The following is a 17,354-nucleotide window of genomic DNA, read 5'->3' as shown; positions in this document are numbered from 1 at the left end:
GTAGAAATGGAGATCCTCAGGCGGTTTACTAAAGTTCAAATTCAGGCTGAATGTTATCGGCCGCATAGGTGAGTTGTAACTTTTGGAATATCTCATTAGGCTTTAGGTGAATGGATCTTCATCTGAATATGTGTTCTTTTTAGTTTTAACAACAGACCAATCTCCCACATCATCGACATTTTTAAAAACGCTATCATTTTTATTTTTAGACATAAGTTTATACTTATTGGGAAAATCTATTTTTTGTTTAGGATTAAGACAATTATCAATAAAATCAGGCCCAGTTAATTTTGTCGTGTAAAGTATTCGTCTATTCTCACGAGAAATTTTATCATTATCGTTATAAGGGCTAAAGCTTGTTCTCCATATAGGATCTTGTATGCTACATTTCATATCCATATTGATTTGATTAGTGTCTTTAAGTTTTCGTGCTAAATCGACTCTTTTATCAAATTCATAATGTTTATTGTGTTTTTTAGAGGATCTTTTTATTTCGTGAAATTCATCACATTTAGGCGATTGATACATTTGGATACCGAGGTGATGTATTTTCATCATAGTAGCCATATCTAATAGCATTTTGAAAATGCTTTTTGATTGTGGTATGGAAGCAATAATAGCATTTCCAATTTCATTATATGAAGTATCAGAATTCCAACCTGATCCAGAACAATCACCTATACCGATATCAGACTGAAGGCGCAAATTGTCAAGTGGAGAAATTTTTCCTTTATGTGTATTTTTTATATCTATATCATTCAATTCGACATCAACATCCAGATATATTCCTCCTTCCATATATAAAATAACTAAGCGCGCAATATCACTGGAGCATGCATAATTATGATAATTAATTCCTTTGATATTCAAGCGGTATATATGATGTAAATAATTCATTAAATCAACATAACTCCCGTATCGACTGGTATTTTTTCTTTCTTTTAAGTGGCTTATGCAATTCAATATGGAATGTTCAAGACGATTAGCTTGTTGAGACAAGAATCTGAAGGCAGATTCAACATTCTTATAATTGAAATTGACAGGGATTTCACCAATGTCAAGTTCGTTTCCTTGATATTTAAATTTTATTTTTCTTAATGTATTTATAATTAATGCCTTACTATCATTCCCTCCCCAAATATTGACTTCAAATCCTGGGTTTTTACTTTTAATTTCAATAATGTTTCTCAAGTCTTTTTCTGATATATTACTGCCAGCCCAGAAGTAATGGATTTTTTTAGGGATGCGCATAAGTTACCTTCCTCTTAAAATAAACTGATAAAACATTTCCAAGACTGAATACTAACCTAATATTATTATATTTTTGTGATATATGTCACAATAGAAATCATTCATCATGTCCTATTAATTTATTCTTACTATTTACATGATTAACTTATTGATGGTTGCTGTATTATTTATTGATAATAAAGTATTTGTTCTTATAAGTAAGAAACGAAATACATTTATATATATAAAATAAATTGACCTAATGAGGGTTGGGTGCTAATACTTAATGTAAACTAAATAAAGTTTATTAACGCCTGATTTTGTTTTGTTATCATTAATTTAAATCTCTGGGTAGATAATAAAAACAAGTGAAATACCTTATGTAATGTAGTTCGTAACAAGAAGATTGTAGTTTGATTTTGAAATGATAATCAGGCGTTATATTTTTTTAATATCAAGGAAATTGCTATCAATTCTTTCAATTCTTTCAATTCTTTCACTTCTCACTTCTCACTTCTCATTTTTCAACTGACAACTTTCTCGTAAAATGCGCATCACGGTGTCTGCTCCGCTGCGATTGGGATTAATGCGGATCATACGTTGTTCCAGTGTGGGATCTGTTTGACGGAATGTACCGGAAATTCGGTAAAACAATGGCGGGATTTCAAACTTTGACTCTGCACCTACCGGATAAGGTAGTGCGCCGAATTTATGGGCTGCGGCGAGTATGCTTTCTGCGATGGGATCGTGAAATTCTACTAATAATACTTTTGATTGGGCATTGGCGATAAAAGCGTGTTTTACCTGTGGCACCTCTCCTTGGTTCAAACGCGTGACCAGTTCATCATTCACTTCTGCTTGTACTGCGTGCATGACGGGTGAGAATACCATACCACGCAAGGCTTCCATGGCCTGATAACCTTGTATCTGGCAGCCGCCGGAATACATGCTGTGGCGCAGGTTATCAATGGTTGCCTGTTTTCCGACTATTATCCCAACGCCTTGTGGACCCAATAATTTGAAGCAAGAGAATGTGGACAGTGTTGCACCGTACTGACAACCAATTTGTGCCACTTTCATGGTGGCGTAGTTGTCATCTACCAACGAAGGGATGTCGTGTTGATTTAGTGTATCGATAACTTCTTGCAAGGAATAACGGTCAGATATCTTCTGGCGCGAATGCTGGACAAGGCTGGCAGTTGGCTGGTTTTGCTGGATAGCAGCCACGATTTGTTCTGTGTGGTTGAAATCCGCCTGAACGACACGAAGCCCCATTTGTTCAATTGATGCTTTGGTCGTGGGGTAAATTGGTGCGTTATGCACAAGTAACGTTGAATTGGGACTGACCAAGGCAGCCAGCCCCGCGCGCAATGCACCTGTTCCCGCTCCATTGACAAAGGCAGCGCTTTCAGCACTAAAAAACTCCGCAATCACCGCTTCAATGCGTCGGGTCATCCGTGGTTGATGGAGATCTGGGACTAAGCCCAGATCGCCTTGGGAAAGAAAATCAGCACCAGGAAAGTGACGACAGATAATATCCACCAGCTTGAACTGTTGTTGCTGTGCTTGTGCCATCGTCATACTTTGCAATGGATAGGTTTTCATTTTCTTATTTTATTCCCAGCAGAAAGAGCAAGTTGGCAAGAATGCCCACGGCGATTGTTGCGATTGGGCCGATAGCCATTTCTACTAAAGGACGCTTGGAAGTTCGGTTGAGCAGGTAGATACCCGCCACGATCATAAAGCCCATGCCCGGCAGAATGGCGTTGGAGGCAATCATAGCACCAACCAGCAAGGCAACTTCGAGCATTTTGGTGATCGCGGTACGAATATGTCCGCTACATGCTTTCACACCAGGGTATTTATCCAACCAGATAGCGATTTTTGCCAGTAGCTGGATTTCAACGAACATGGTGATACCACCTGCGATAAAGGCTATCCACGGGTTGTTGGTTGCCAGCCCCGCCACAAACACAAATTTCATGCCATTAGGACTGTAAACGCCCGTGGCTATGGCCGTTGTGCCCACTAATGGGATAAAACTGATGGCACGTGCCAGTGCGACCAATAATGCATTGGTCTGCTCTCCTTGTGCCATTAATTGAAGGGAAACAGGGCCTTCCGCCAGCAAGCTGAAGGACATGGTGGCAGCACTGGCAGTCAGGCCACCACACAGGATCAACAGCCATTTGTTTTTCTGGATGCGTTCTATGCGGGTTGAGAACAGGCCGACCAAGACTTCATTGGCCCCTTTTTGTTCTGCGGACTGTGTTGGACGTTCACGCATTGCAAAGTAGAACATGGCAATCATCGACAGCAATAGTGCGGCACCGTTAGGGTCAAGGCTGACGGGTTTTTCGATCATGCCTCCAAAGCTCAGTGGGCCAATTGCCTTGGTTGCCAGATATCCAACCAGTGCGGTGAGCATGACCAAAAGCCCTTTGCGATAGCCATATTGGTAGCCGACGACCATGGCAGGAAACAGGGCAAAACAGGCCACAATCGGATCGCCCACTTTCTTGAGGTCATCGGTGAAATTGACTGGCAGCATGGCAAACAGTTCTACCACTGAACGCAGGCCAGCCAGCAAGGCGATGGCATACAGGGCACCGATGATGCCAGAGGCGATAAAACCTCTTCGGCTATTGGCGCACCAAATTCCGATCATGTCTGTACCAAGTAACAGACTGTGAACCAACACAATTGGGGCGGTGAGTGAGAAGGGAATACCGAAGCCGACAACTAAACCTATACTCAGGGCGAAGCTGGTTGCGGCAAGCGCTTTGCGGCTCATTCGACCTTCAAGGTATTCCGGCAAAAGTGGGCGCAGGCCATCATGGAAAACGGCGATACCACGGTTTGCCATCATGGCGGCAATGGCTCCAATCGTTGCCAATAACCCTGCTTTTAAAGGATCTACTTCCATCAATCTCATCAGGAACTCATGGAAATGTTGCATGATAGCTTCCTTACAGTGAGATGATGGTGCCGATGATCACCGGCAGGATGATATCAATATCCTGACCAGTAAAACCAAATGCCTTCTTGCCTGCTTTCACATGGGCAATGATCTCTTCATCAGACAGGATTTTGCCCGGCATGCCGATAGTGGCACATTGATCTAATCCGATAAGGGCAATTGCGATTGCTAAAGCACCTCCTCCACCGGTATTGCATGCGCCAAGATAGTAATCTGCTTCACCATTTTTTATTGCCATTGCCGCTTCAATGTCATTCATTATGGTAATGGAAGTGGCTTTATCTCCCGCCAATTGACGAATGCCTTCGGCTATTGCCTCTTTCTCTATTTGTCCACCAACGACAAATCTCATGCTGTTATCCCTCCCTTTTTATCTTCTATCGGATTGCTTTTTGAAAAAGTTATGTTTTATAAGTTTATTTTTTATTCAATTATGCCGTGGAAAAATCGCGCAGGATTATCGCGCAGCATTTGATCTATCTGTTTTTGGGAAAAGCCAGCTTCGAACAACATGGGAACGAATACAGTTAGCAGGTAATCGAAGCCATTTCCCCCATTTTTTTTCAAATGAGATCGACGCGTGATATCTTGGGAAAGCATCACCCGATCAAGCAGCCCGCGTCTGGTAACCTCTTGCAACATAGTAATGCGCCGATTGTCGGGATAGTAATTATTCTTGCCGATCGTATCGAATTGTACCCATGCCCCGGCTTCCAGCAGCGGAATGATGGTGTCCAGATTATCTCTCAGATCACAATGGCCGATGGCGACATGTTCGGGAGAAACGCCAAATCTCTTTAGCAGGGCCAATTGTTCACGTCCCATTGTGCTTAATGTGGTGTGTGTGGAAATCGGACATCCTGTTGTCTGGTGTGCCAGTGCCGCAGCGGCAAACACCTTTTGCTCATCTTCTGTGATTTGATTGAGGCTGGAGCCGATCTCTGCAATCACTCCCGCTTTTAATTTAGTGCCATCAATGCCAGTTTCAATTTCAGCGATCATGTCGTCGGCGATGGCTTGTACACTCAACTCACTGAAATGGGCAGGGAAGAAAGGTTGTTTATAGTAGCCGGTCGAGGCAATGATATTGATGTGGGTATCGCGCATCAGATCCAGCAGAAAAGCCGCATTGCGTCCCATATAACGATTGGTCATCTCTACGATGTTTCTTACCCCAAGAGTGTAGAGGTGACGAAGTTCATCTACGATCAGATCGTATTGATCCAATCGGCAATCGAGGCTTCCTTTCACATCAGAGAGATCAATGTGCAAATGTTCATGCACATAGGTGTAGCCTGTAACATCAATGAAGTTATTTGTCTTTGTTGACAAATGGTGATTAACGGCTTGATTTTTTGATGAAGATTGCAGTGTATCCCCCCGATGTTCAACTTGATATCTCTGATATCCCGCAGCTCGAGCGTGCCTTCAATTGCATCAATGCTGGGTGAGGAATTTTATAAATAACATGATGATAAATAAACATCAGGTGCGCAGAATCATGCGGTAAATCCACTATAGCGAAAATAACATTATTTAATGACAGAATAATATTATCTGTAATACCTATACTGAGGGATTATTTATGATAGCTATTATTTTTCCAGTTTCCTTGACTGTCATAAATACCTTCAAGTTTTGGCGAACCAGACTGAATACCCGAAACGAGGGCAACATCACTACGTGTTATGAAAATTTGGGGGCGGAAACACATAAGCACTGGGCTACCAATAGGATGAGTGCCTGACAGCGGAAGGTGGTAGTCAATACAGGGTTCACCCAAACGCAGTATGCGCACTTTTTTAGGTGAGATGGCTCGTTCAGGAAAAACCAACGCATGTTTCATATGTCCGCGTTTATAGGAGCCGCCACCATAGCAGTAACTATTGCCATCATGGTGATGAGAAACTTCGGTGAGATAGACCATCGCAATACGTTCCGGCTCCCGGCCACTGACATTGGCGGGGATGGTTCCGGTCAAGGCATGACCTGGTTCTAAGTGGGTGGCACCGTATTTGGCCAGTAATGGTATGGTGCTACAGCTTGAGGCTGCCGGAGCATTGATTTGTGAAAGTTTAATTCCGAGTTGTTCAAGCCGGTTCCGCGCCCGAATGAGAGTCAGTAAATTGGTCGTGGGTAAGGTTGTCTGATACCGAGAATCCCATGATAGGCAGGGAAAATGAGTCAGCCCGCTCAATTTGATACCAGGCATGAGTTTTAAAGCATCCACGACAGCATCGAGTTCACTAAAAGTGATTCCTGCTTCTTGGCCGGGAAAGGTAATATCTCGTTTATCATATACTTTCAGCATGATAGGCTGAATTCGTCCCAATTTCTCCGCCATATCCGAAATGGCTTGAGCTTTTTCAAGGGAGAATACGGTAATGATATTCGGATTACGCTTGAGCATAGTTTCTATTAAATGGGTTGGTGTCTGCACCAAATGACCTATATGGCACAGCGGAATATCATGCTGGCTCAGGCTATAGGCTTCCCTAAAATCAACAGCCACAACGCCGCGATAACCGAGTTCAACCAATTTCTTGGTCAGCCATGGATTACGCCCAATTTGTTTGGTCATCAAATAGAGTTCAATGTCGTATTGCTCTGCAACTTGCAACAAGCGACGGCCATTGTCTAAAACCTGATCGATATCAATGACGTAAGTATCTGGCAAGATTGCACCTTGATGCCAAAGATTTTTTGCAACTTCAATCAATTTGGAGTTCTGTTTTGTTAATGCCTCAATAAACATAGGGTTCTCTTTATGTCTGCAAAGCAGCAAAGCTGTGTGAAAATCGAAAATTTTTGCACAGATAAATCTTCATTTTTTTGAATATTTATATAGGAATCAAAAGCTAATCTCTTTCGAGTGGAAGCATTAAACCATATAAATTTGCTAACAGGTAGCCTTCTTCATTGGGGTGTAATGCCACTGTAAATTTTCTGATTAGCGAGCGATGAACTGTAAGTAATTGATTGTAATTTTCAGATTGCTCGAGTTTTATCAATATTTCTTTATCCAGCGGGGAAACTCTTTCGCCCCGGCGTGAGCGCATGAAAGCACTTGCCATATGGGTAAGTACCATTTCACCTTGTGGATGGCGGATAGGGATGAGCCAGATATCTTCCAGAATATGCACAACTTCCAGCATGTTATCGTAGATATCTTGATCTATAACGCCACCTTGTAGCAGGATAGTTAGCCGTTGTTCTATCATTGCTTTTTGATATACGTAGGTGTTAATAAACAGTTTATTTTGGCTGATCGAGTTTCAATAAACGGGTTCGATGGTACCTGCTACTACATTTTGTTGATGGGTCAGCAATAGATCCCGGTCAACCATAGTATGCAGGAGTTGCTGGATGGGAATATTATCCTTGCGGGCAAGAATAACGGCTTCAGAAGCCTTGATAAAACATTCTCTGTCGTCGGGGAGTTGTGTCATCAGGCCTTGTGCTATCAATTTATGGCCTTGCCCAACATTCCAGATGGCCGCATCAATGTGGCCTTTTATGATTTGATTTAGGCATTCATGATAGGAAACCTCGACCAATTCAATATCTTTTCCAGCAAAGTATTGCTTTGTCATTATTTTTTGGTCTGCTGAGGTGCTATCTAATCCAACGCGGCGAATGGATTCCATTTCGCCATGACGAAAGATTAACCTATGCCTGTCGGTATAACTTTGTGTCCCTAGTGAAAGCGCAATATATAGATCTTTATTTTCTGGGTGTTGCTCTGCAGCAAGCCTTGACGTTACTGCTAAATCGTAGACGCCGTTCAGCAAACACTCAATGCGGATATCCGAGCCACGCATATGTGCAAAGTAAAAAGGAACACCTGCACACAATGTTTTTAAACCACTTGCCAGCCCTTCATAAGCACGGGTATAGGGGAGCGGCATTGCACAAACCACATTGCCAATATCGGCATACTCCAGAAGCAATTTGTGATTTATCTGTGCAAGAAAGCTACCATTACGACCACGACGCTTAATTCCAACCGCTTGTGCCTGCTCGAGAGATTTTAATGCTGCTTGCATCAAACCCACGGACAACCCACATTCTTTAGACAGTAATTCTATGGTTTTCAGGCGATTGCCGCATTTCTCGGAGAGGAGATAGCGAGCCAAAAATGACTGTGCAATCCCCTCTTTTTTAATGAATGTTTGACTCATCATTGCAAGTTTTTATCCATTCTCTTTTATCTTCATAAATTTGAACATAAATCGCAATAAGCGAAGTAAAGAAAGGGGATTAATATCACAATTGCAAAAAAAATGAAAATTTAAAAAATAACAAAGTCTAATATTATCAATATTTTGAATATATATTTTAATTTTTCATTGAAGATATAAAAATTGCCATCATGGGAGAATATAGGGAATATGGAGGATTTATTTATATTTGCTTACTGTATTTTTCTGTATGGATGGTGATTTTTGCTACACTATTTATCACGTGACAGAATAATTAGTTTATATTCTGCATCTTATTCTTGCATGAATCAATAAAATATCCTACCGAGTGGATCTTATTTAACAGCATGAAAATTTAGCTTTTTCTATTGTCATAATCAATTAGGAGAAGTGACCATTTAGTTATAACTGCGCTTATGATACGAATCACCTGTAATAGATAAAAATATATTGGTTTCATAGGCGATTATAACTTTTTGTTATTTTAGATTTTCTTAATGGCGGGAGTAGGATTAATAATCCTAATTCTCTCGTGTTATATAGGAGAACATTTTGTTTAGGTGGAAAAAAGAATCAAAGCGTCGAGAAATCTCGACGAGTAATCTCAGAAGTAAAGGAATAGAGATCATAAAGCATCAGGAAATGAACTTTTTAGATTATTATCATGATAATAGCTTTGTCTTATCCAATTGTTATATTTTGGGTGTTCATATTAAACTGCTTGGAAAACAGGGGGATATCCATAATGAAACTAAAATGAAGTATATTAATTCTATTAGTTACGCTCTTAATAAGATTAACAAAAAAGTGAGAAATTTATCTGGAGTGGTGAAAAACATTAATGTTTATGTAGCGGAGGGAACAGGAAGAACTGAAGTTAGATGGCCGAAAATAGAAGACGAAAATACATATAATAAATTGATTTCGAAAGGAATATGGGTTGAAAGTCCATGTCTTCATATAAATGATAAGCAAATTACGCAAGTGAATAAAATTAAGTCTCTTCCACCTTCTTTCGGGGGAAGCGGTGGGCTTAGAAATAAAAACCACTCGGGTCAAATTGGATTTGATGTGTCTGTGTCTGGTGTCTCCGATCAGCTTCATCAGGAGGCCATATCAGGAAAAAGGAAATTATTGGAATCTAATCCAGAATGTTCAACGAGGGTTATTGCTTCTATTGTACATGAAATTGGTCATATACTTCATGCGCAGCGCATTGAATCAGAAGGAAAATTTTGGTTTGCTAGAAGAACAAATGAGCAAAATAAATGTATCATCCCAGCAATGATTGTTGAACAGGTGAGTGAGTATGCTATACAGAAAAATAATTCTAATGAATTTGTTGCAGAAGTTTTTACTGGTTTAGTATATGGGAAAAAATACAGTAAAAAGGTATTAGAATATTATCAATATTATTTGGGGCCTGAACTCATTGGTATAGAACTTCCCAAATTACCACATAATTGGAGTCCTTAATCGCCCGCAATATACTCTTCAAGTTCGTTTTGGTCATGCCATAAATAAGAAAAATGAAAACGATAACTTGTTTCAAGTAACTCGGACAGTAGCACAGCATCTTCTATAGTTGTATCCCGAATCGTTAACATAGATATTTCCAAAGCTGTTGTGTTAGATGACTGTGTTAGATATATGACAGTTTGATTTCTAACATACTATCACGATGACAAAAATATGTGCGTTAAACAACCAGTTGAATTAGATGAAAATTAATGAGATTTCAATAGGAAATAGGGATGATTGTTTTCGAAAATTTACGGTCGTTTACAGACGTTGATGAGCGGGAAAAAACTTATATGATAAGAATAAATTATGGTAGGAATGAATCGAAACAAAAAATGGCGATAAAAATTATCGCCATTTTTACGCTGAATCAATCTTGCAATTAAGCAGCTTTGGCGTTTTGTGCCAACCAGTCAGCTATGCGTTGTTTTTGTTCATCATTGAGCCACATGCCCAGTTTAGTACGGCGCCAGATAGCATCATCTAACTGTGTTACCCATTCGTGCTCAACTAAATAACGCAATTCAGCTTCATACAAACCATGACCGAAAAATTCGCCAAGATCAGTCAGTGCTTCAGCGCCTTTCAGGATGATTTGGCTGTTGCTGCCGTAAGTACGGGCATAGCGCCGTGCCATACCTTCCGGCAACCAGTTGTGACGCTGACGCAGCAGACGCGCATAACCATCGCGATCGCAGCCTTCCAGCTCACCACCCGGTAATTTGCCATTTTTCGTCCATGCCTGACCCGCGTTGGGGTAGTACTGTGCCAGTTTATCCACGGCGTGTTCAGCCAGTTTACGATAAGTTGTCAGCTTGCCACCAAATACGGACAGCAATGGCATCTGACCTTGCTCATCCCGCACATCCAGAGTGTAATCACGGGTAATTGCTTGTGGTGAATCGGATTCATCATCACACAAAGGGCGGACACCAGAGTAAGTCCAGACAATATCATCGCGAACAAGTTGTTTCTTGAAGTGGTCGTTATAGACTTTCAGCAAATAGTCGATCTCTTTATCATCAATTTTGACTTCTTTTGGATCGCCTTTGTATTCAACATCCGTCGTACCAATGATCGAGAATTCGTCATTCCATGGAATAACAAACACGATGCGATTATCTTCATTTTGCAGAATATAAGCCTGTGGTTCATCGTGAACGCGAGGAACAACAATATGGCTGCCTTTGATCAAGCGGATGCCATAAGGCGATTTCAATTGCAGGCCGTTATCGAAGAAATTTTTCACCCAAGGGCCAGTTGCGTTGACCAAACCTTTTGCGCGCCATGTGTTGGTTTCGCCAGTTTTGAGATCTTTGGCTTCAACCATCCAATAACCATTCTCGCGCCATGCGCGGGTCACTTGGGTACGGGTACGTACTTCGCCGCCGCGTTTTTGAATTTCCTGTGCGTTCAGAACAACCAGACGCGCATCATCAACCCAACAGTCGGAGTATTCAAAGCCACGAGTGATAGAGGGTTTCAATACTGAGCTTGCACCAAATTTTAACCCTTTACTGCCTGGTAAGCTAACACGTTTGCCTAAGTTATCGTACAGGAACAGGCCAATGCGGATCATCCAAGCCGGGCGCAGGTGTGGTTGATGTGGTAGACGAAAACGCATCGGGAATGCAATATGGGGAGCCAGTTTTAAAAGCACTTCACGTTCAGCCAGTGCTTCACTGACCAAACGGAATTCATAATGTTCCAGATAGCGCAAGCCACCGTGGATCAGTTTGGAGCTGGCAGATGAAGTTGCGCTGGCCAAGTCTTGACCTTCCAACAGCAGGACAGAAAGTCCCCGGCCAGCAGCATCTGCCGCAATACCAGCGCCGTTAATTCCGCCGCCGATTACAATCAAGTCTTTGGTTTCCATTGCATCCCCTTTGAAATGTTCGAAACAGTTCTTTAATGTTCGTTTTCGCTCAAGGATTGTAATCAAAAATTCATCAGTCGCCAACTATTAACTCAGAAAAAACATATTCGCGTGATACAGGTAACAAATCCTGATCATATGCATTAGATTAATAAGGATTTTGCGGGATACAAATTTGAGTGGAAATATTTATGGGAAGGAGCCTCATTTGAAAAGAAGCCCCACCAGAATTTCAGGTGGGGGATATTATGGTGAGATGATTGCGTAAAAAGCAATTAGCACAGCTCCAGCTTAACGTTATATTGCTCAATGACTTTCTGGACGTTGGGAGGAGGTGTTTTATCCGTGAACAAAAAATCAATCAGGTTCATGTTACCGAGATTAACCATCGCACTGCGGCCAAATTTTGAATGGTCGGCAACCAGCATGACACAGCGGGAGTTTTCGATAATAGCGCGTTTGGTACGGACTTCGTGGTAATCGAATTCCAGCAATGAGCCATCACTATCAATACCACTGATCCCAAGAATACCGAAATCAAGGCGGAACTGGGAAATAAAATCCAGCGTTGCTTCACCAATAATGCCACCATCACGGGAACGTACTTCACCACCAGCCAAAATTAGCCGGAAATCTTCTTTGCCCATAAACAGTGTTGCGACATTGAGGTTGTTGGTGACAATCCGTAAATCGCGATGGTTTAGCAGGGCATGCGCCACGGCTTCTGGGGTTGTTCCAATATCAATGAACAGGGTTGCGCCGTTTGGAATTTGGGTAGCAACGTGTTGCGCAATGCGAGCTTTTTCATCCGACCACATTATCTTGCGGTCATGATAGGCTGTGTTGACAGAGCTGGATGGCAGCGCGGCACCGCCGTGATGACGCTGGATTTTATTTTTATCAGCCAGATCATTTAAATCACGCCGGATGGTTTGCGGGCTGACATCAAAATGTGCAACCAGCTCTTCAGTGCTGACATAACCTTGAAGACGCACCAACTCGATTATTGCATCATGTCGCTGAGTTTGCTTCACAACATTCCCCTAATGTTTGCATAGATTATAGTTGCCCAAAATAATCCCTTTCTATTTCAAGCCGTTATTGCAACATGAAATCTATTGGGTGTTTTCTGGAGTTTTATTGGTTTTTTTGTTTACGCAAATTCAAATTATCCCATAACCCCATCAATAACCCGATAATTAACCCTGAAATATGGGCGGTATTGGCGATGTTGAGTGAAAATAGATTGAGATAGCCAACCAATAACCAAATGATAGAAATAGCGATTAACCCCCCGGGAGCATTTATTCCACGTTTAGGTGACATTTCACCTGTTAGCCAGACATATCCGATCAGTGCGTAAACCCCACCAGACAGTCCCCCAAAATTAGCTCCGCTGAACAATGATTGCGCCCAGCCACTGAAAAATGCTGAGACTATTGTGATTTCAAAAAGTTTGCTGCTGCCAATTTTTTGTTCTACCTGACTGCCGAAATACCACCATAATGCAAGATTAAAGAGGATATGTGTCAGAGAGAAATGCAATAAGGCAGGGCTAATCCAGCGCCATAATTCCAGATACTGATCACTGTTAGTCGGCCATGCCAGCCAGTTCATGACATCGGGAATGCTTGTCATTGTTATCCAAAGATAAACAAGGATACAGAGCATCGTTATAGCAATTGTCAGCGGCCCAGACTGACTTTTTAGTGTCTTCAAGTTCAGGTTGTTGTGGTACTTGAAGGAGCTGGTTGGTTTTCCCGTTTGCCAACTGGCAGCCTGATAGCGTTCATGGAGCGGATCGCGGATAAAGAGGTGAAGTTCCTGTTCAACCCGGCTGAGTTGGCTGTCATCTTCTAACCAGAGTTCAACGGGTGACGACTCATTGTTGGATCGCATGGTCAAATGAATGTCCTGCGTCGCCATATAATCAATAAAGGCCTGAGCCAGTCGAGGATTGGATATTGAGGTTACATGGATCATTGCTCGTCTTATCTCTGCCTTAAGTTGAAGTTAATTGCACAGGGATTAATCGTGTTGACATTAGTGCGTTAAAGATTCATTGAGTATGGACAGCGTGAGGATACTCTCTTTGCCAGACTTCAAAGCCACCATTGACACTATAAACGGTCTCAAACCCTATATTGATCAGGTATTGTGCTGCCCCCTGACTGCTATGGCCGTGGTAGCACATCACCATGATCGGTTGGTCAAAATCTGCTTCCTGTAGAAGGCTATTAATTGTTTCATTTGTCAGGTGAAACGCACCTGTTGCGTGTCCGGCACGGAAGCTTTGTGGATCGCGGATATCAACCAAGACTGCGGTTTTATCGAGCCAGTGTTGGTAAGCCTGTTCAGGGTTTATCGTTTGAAAATGGTCCATAAATACTCAACGTAGTTTCTAAAGTTTTCATTTTCAATATATTCATTTCTTAATAGTCATCTGGTATGACCTTATCGCCTTCCCAATATTTACATTGGAAAGGCGGGAAATGCAGATAGAAAATATTAGAAACAGAAAAATGGTCAAAAAGTCATAATGTTTCAAAAACCATGATGTTTCAAAAAGCTATTTTGTTTCAAAAAGCTATAATGTTTCAAAAAACATAATGATTAAGAAAGCATCAAAATAAGAATGAAAAATCAGTAATATGAATGTTCACCGCGCTGGTGTTCAGTCAGATCTCTCACGCCTTTCAATTCAGGGAACATCTGTAATAACTGTTTTTCAATCCCTTCTTTCAGGGTGACATCGACCATTGAACAGCCGTTACACCCACCACCGAATTGCAGAATGGCATAACCTTCATCGGTGATTTCCATCAGGCTGACACGACCACCATGCCCCGCCAACTGTGGATTAATCTGTGATTGTAGGAGATATTCAACACGCTCAATGAGTGGAGCATCATCAGCCACTTTACGCATTTTGGCGTTAGGGGCTTTCAGGGTCAGTTGAGAACCTAGTTGATCGGTCACAAAATCAATGACGGCTTCTTCCAGGAAAGGTGCACTAATTTCATCAACATAGGCGGAGAGTTGGTCGAACTTCAATTCGGTGTCAGTAGCTTCAACAGCATCCGGTGGGCAATAGGAAACTCCGCATTCAGCCGTCGGCGTTCCTGGATTAATGACAAAAACGCGGATCTGTGTGCCCGGTTCTTGATTTGCCAGTAGTTTGGCAAAATGCGCTTGCGCTGCTTCAGTAATATTAATCATGTCATTTGCTCAATAGTTGACTGTTCTAGTTGGTTATAATACGCCCATTTATAAAGGAACTACAAGGTTCGGCATATTGCCCAAGCCTGTACAGAGCGAGCCCCCGCACGAATTAACAACTGTGAAGCTTCATGCAGCGTTGTGCCCGTGGTGATCACATCATCGAAAATAGCGACATGTTGATCGGCAAAATCACCCCGTAATTTAAAGGCCCGCTTAAGATTGGTTTTCCTTTGGGCGGCAGATAAGCCCCGCTGTGTGAGTGTAGCACGTGAACGTTGCAAAAAACCGGGATGATACGGGCATTGCAGCCAACGTGAGAGGGGGCGGGCAATGAGTTCAATATGATCGAACCCACGTTGCCAGCGTTTCCTGCTATGCAGAGGAATACCCAGTATACGATCCGGCTTATGCCAGCGACCTTCTCGATAGCCTTGTAACCAATGCAGCAGGAACAAGCGTGCCAGCACTGGCGCGAGTTGCGGAGTGCCGTGATACTTATACCGTTTAATAAGCTGACTTAATGGCTGAGTGTAATCTGTAATGGCGATCAGATGTTGCCACAGAGGGGGATTTCTCACGCATCGCCCACAGGGAAGATCGCTGGATTCAGAAGGCAGTGCACAGCGCGGGCAGACATGTTGTTGCCGCTTTAAGTAACGATGGCAGATGCAGCAGATTCCATGATGGGCAAAATACAAATTTTGATGGCATAGCCAACAGTATCCAACCATTGTTAGCATAGTTTCCTTCCTTGGTGACAAATAAAGTGAGAATAACAATGAATCAGTTGTCTTGGCAGACAATCGGAGATGCACCGCGTGATCTTGTGATGCTGCACGGATGGGGATTAAACGCTGAGGTTTGGCGTTCAGTGGAAACGCGATTGGCTTCGCATTTTCGTTTGCATCTAGTGGATTTACCGGGATATGGCCGTAGCCAATCGTATCCGGCAATGTCATTGGCGGATATGGCAGATACAGTATGGCAGCAAGCGCCAGAAAATGCCTTGTGGCTCGGCTGGTCTTTAGGGGGATTGGTGGCCAGTCGGATTGCTTTAGATCATCCGAAACAAGTTGCGGGTTTGGTCACTGTGGCTTCCTCACCAAAATTTAGTGCTGATGGAGACTGGCCGGGCATTAAGCCAGAGGTTTTGCGTGCATTTGAACGTCAATTGAGTGCGGACTTTCAGAAAACAGTCGAACGTTTTCTGGCTTTGCAGACATTGGGAACAGACAGCGCACGTCAGGATGCCCGTGTACTGAAATCAGTAGTACTGAACCAGCCGATGCCGACAGTTGATGTATTGAATGCTGGTTTGGAAATCCTGCGCACTGATGATTTAAGGGGAGAGTTGTCCCGGATTCAATTACCTTTCCTGCGTCTTTATGGTTACCTTGATGGCTTGGTGCCACGTAAAATTGCTTCGCTGCTTGATAGTGCATTGCCACATACACATTCCATTATTATGCGCAATGCGGCTCATGCCCCTTTTATTTCCCATCCTGATGAGTTTGTTGAAATATTAACGAACTTTGCTTCCGATATGGCATGGTAATTTATGCTGAAAATTACCCATAACATGAAAAGTTATGGGTAATAAAATAAACCATATTATTTGACAGGATAAACTTCAGTCACAATTTCTGGAGTATTAACGATAGTGTCGAGAACAGGGCAATGATTTTCGACAAAAGTAATAAAATCTCGGATCTCTTGTTCGGTATTATCTGCTTTAACATAAAATTTGGAGGTAATTTTTGAAAAACCCAGTTTGGCGTTTTTATTTTTGCCTTTGATTCTGTCGAGATCTAATTCACCTTCTAGTGTTATCTTGATATCAATCAGATTTATTTTCTGTGCACTGGCAAAGACTTTCGCCACCATAGCCTGGCAGGCGCCGAAAGCGGAAAGTAATGCTTCTACCGGAGTCATTGCTTCATCTTCCCCGCCTAAGCTTTCTGGTTCGTCTACATGGAAGGAAAAGTTTCGTGAGGAACATTTCATTTTCAGAGGCCCTACAGGCTCTATAGTTGCAATAAATAACTCTTTAGACATATTGGTATCCTTAGGTTATTAATAATGACAGAAATGCAAATCAGATAATAAGGAACTGTTTTTTATTTTTCAATTTTAATGAAACTAATAAAATTTAGTTCCCAAGTAATAATATTAATTAAGTTATCAAGAAAAATTAATTGCAAATTGATCACCATAACCTTCCAATAGCGTATTTAGCTCATACTCCATTGTATCTTGAGTCCAGGTGATAAAACGTCGCCAGTGGTATTTGGCTTGTTTCCAGACGATTTCAATCAGATTCAGC

At 42.1% G+C, this 17,354-nt stretch carries 18 protein-coding genes; 2 read left to right on the top strand and 16 right to left on the bottom strand.

Features of this window, described 5'->3' with window-relative positions; all coding sequences use genetic code 11:
• Positions 1 to 102 precede the first annotated feature (102 nt).
• The 8 genes from PSI14_RS16485 to yhfZ form a co-directional block, all read right to left on the bottom strand.
• Positions 103 to 1,251 (bottom strand): glycosyltransferase, encoded by a 1,149-nt coding sequence (locus PSI14_RS16485; protein WP_273576926.1) that lies wholly within the window; start codon positions 1,249 to 1,251, stop codon positions 103 to 105.
• 489 nt (positions 1,252 to 1,740) lie between these two features.
• Positions 1,741 to 2,835, bottom strand: coding sequence for an aminotransferase class V-fold PLP-dependent enzyme (locus PSI14_RS16480; protein ID WP_273576925.1), 1,095 nt, complete (start codon positions 2,833 to 2,835; stop codon positions 1,741 to 1,743).
• 4 nt (positions 2,836 to 2,839) lie between these two features.
• Positions 2,840 to 4,189, bottom strand: coding sequence for a YhfT family protein (locus tag PSI14_RS16475; protein WP_273576924.1), 1,350 nt, complete (start codon positions 4,187 to 4,189; stop codon positions 2,840 to 2,842).
• 10 nt (positions 4,190 to 4,199) lie between these two features.
• Positions 4,200 to 4,562: a DUF2620 domain-containing protein gene (locus PSI14_RS16470; protein WP_273576922.1), complete on the bottom strand. Its 363-nt coding sequence runs from the start codon at positions 4,560 to 4,562 to the stop codon at positions 4,200 to 4,202.
• Positions 4,563 to 4,633: 71 nt separating this feature from the next.
• On the bottom strand, positions 4,634 to 5,542 hold the full coding sequence (locus tag PSI14_RS16465) for a phosphotriesterase-related protein (protein ID WP_273576920.1): 909 nt from the start codon (positions 5,540 to 5,542) through the stop codon (positions 4,634 to 4,636).
• 247 nt (positions 5,543 to 5,789) lie between these two features.
• Positions 5,790 to 6,965, bottom strand: a complete 1,176-nt coding sequence (locus PSI14_RS16460) for a YhfX family PLP-dependent enzyme (RefSeq protein WP_273576919.1) — start codon at positions 6,963 to 6,965, stop codon at positions 5,790 to 5,792.
• A gap of 103 nt (positions 6,966 to 7,068) precedes the next feature.
• Positions 7,069 to 7,431 carry a PRD domain-containing protein gene (locus tag PSI14_RS16455; protein ID WP_273576918.1) on the bottom strand — a complete coding sequence of 121 codons (363 nt, stop codon included), beginning with the start codon at positions 7,429 to 7,431 and terminating at the stop codon, positions 7,069 to 7,071.
• Between the two features lie 54 nt (positions 7,432 to 7,485).
• Complete coding sequence (gene yhfZ, locus PSI14_RS16450; RefSeq protein WP_273576916.1) at positions 7,486 to 8,394, bottom strand: GntR family transcriptional regulator YhfZ; 909 nt, start codon at positions 8,392 to 8,394, stop codon at positions 7,486 to 7,488.
• Positions 8,395 to 8,964: 570 nt separating this feature from the next.
• On the opposite strand from yhfZ, the gene PSI14_RS16445 reads away from it, so the two are divergent.
• Positions 8,965 to 9,888 carry a hypothetical protein gene (locus PSI14_RS16445; RefSeq protein WP_273576915.1) on the top strand — a complete coding sequence of 308 codons (924 nt, stop codon included), beginning with the start codon at positions 8,965 to 8,967 and terminating at the stop codon, positions 9,886 to 9,888.
• Here PSI14_RS16445 and PSI14_RS16440 read toward each other — a convergent pair.
• From PSI14_RS16440 to gntX, 7 genes are all read right to left on the bottom strand, one after another.
• Complete coding sequence (locus PSI14_RS16440; RefSeq protein WP_273576914.1) at positions 9,885 to 10,019, bottom strand: hypothetical protein; 135 nt, start codon at positions 10,017 to 10,019, stop codon at positions 9,885 to 9,887. The two genes, PSI14_RS16445 and PSI14_RS16440, sit on opposite strands and share 4 nt — an antisense overlap.
• Before the next feature lie 296 nt (positions 10,020 to 10,315).
• The gene (gene glpD / locus PSI14_RS16435; protein ID WP_273576913.1) at positions 10,316 to 11,809 is read right to left on the bottom strand and encodes a glycerol-3-phosphate dehydrogenase; all 1,494 of its coding nucleotides are present in this window, start codon (positions 11,807 to 11,809) and stop codon (positions 10,316 to 10,318) included.
• A gap of 275 nt (positions 11,810 to 12,084) precedes the next feature.
• Positions 12,085 to 12,843, bottom strand: a complete 759-nt coding sequence (locus PSI14_RS16430) for a DeoR/GlpR family transcriptional regulator (RefSeq protein ID WP_273554435.1) — start codon at positions 12,841 to 12,843, stop codon at positions 12,085 to 12,087.
• A 103-nt stretch (positions 12,844 to 12,946) separates the two neighbouring features.
• Positions 12,947 to 13,792, bottom strand: a complete 846-nt coding sequence (gene glpG, locus PSI14_RS16425; protein WP_273576912.1) for a rhomboid family intramembrane serine protease GlpG — start codon at positions 13,790 to 13,792, stop codon at positions 12,947 to 12,949.
• A 76-nt stretch (positions 13,793 to 13,868) separates the two neighbouring features.
• On the bottom strand, positions 13,869 to 14,192 hold the full coding sequence (glpE, locus tag PSI14_RS16420) for a thiosulfate sulfurtransferase GlpE (RefSeq protein ID WP_273576911.1): 324 nt from the start codon (positions 14,190 to 14,192) through the stop codon (positions 13,869 to 13,871).
• Positions 14,193 to 14,452: 260 nt separating this feature from the next.
• Positions 14,453 to 15,028, bottom strand: coding sequence for a Fe-S biogenesis protein NfuA (gene nfuA, locus PSI14_RS16415; protein WP_273576910.1), 576 nt, complete (start codon positions 15,026 to 15,028; stop codon positions 14,453 to 14,455).
• A 59-nt stretch (positions 15,029 to 15,087) separates the two neighbouring features.
• Positions 15,088 to 15,771, bottom strand: coding sequence for a DNA utilization protein GntX (gntX, locus tag PSI14_RS16410; RefSeq protein WP_273576909.1), 684 nt, complete (start codon positions 15,769 to 15,771; stop codon positions 15,088 to 15,090).
• A 38-nt stretch (positions 15,772 to 15,809) separates the two neighbouring features.
• On the opposite strand from gntX, the gene bioH reads away from it, so the two are divergent.
• Positions 15,810 to 16,586 (top strand): pimeloyl-ACP methyl ester esterase BioH, encoded by a 777-nt coding sequence (bioH, locus tag PSI14_RS16405; RefSeq protein WP_273576908.1) that lies wholly within the window; start codon positions 15,810 to 15,812, stop codon positions 16,584 to 16,586.
• Positions 16,587 to 16,642: 56 nt separating this feature from the next.
• Here bioH and PSI14_RS16400 read toward each other — a convergent pair whose 3' ends face one another.
• Entirely contained in the window at positions 16,643 to 17,086 is a 444-nt protein-coding gene (locus PSI14_RS16400; protein ID WP_273576907.1) for an OsmC family protein, read from the bottom strand.
• Positions 17,087 to 17,354: the final 268 nt, after the last annotated feature.

The organism is Xenorhabdus anantnagensis (assembly GCF_028598555.1).
Taxonomy (GTDB): Bacteria; Pseudomonadota; Gammaproteobacteria; order Enterobacterales; family Enterobacteriaceae; genus Xenorhabdus; species Xenorhabdus anantnagensis.
This window is presented reverse-complemented; position numbering and strand designations above follow the sequence as displayed.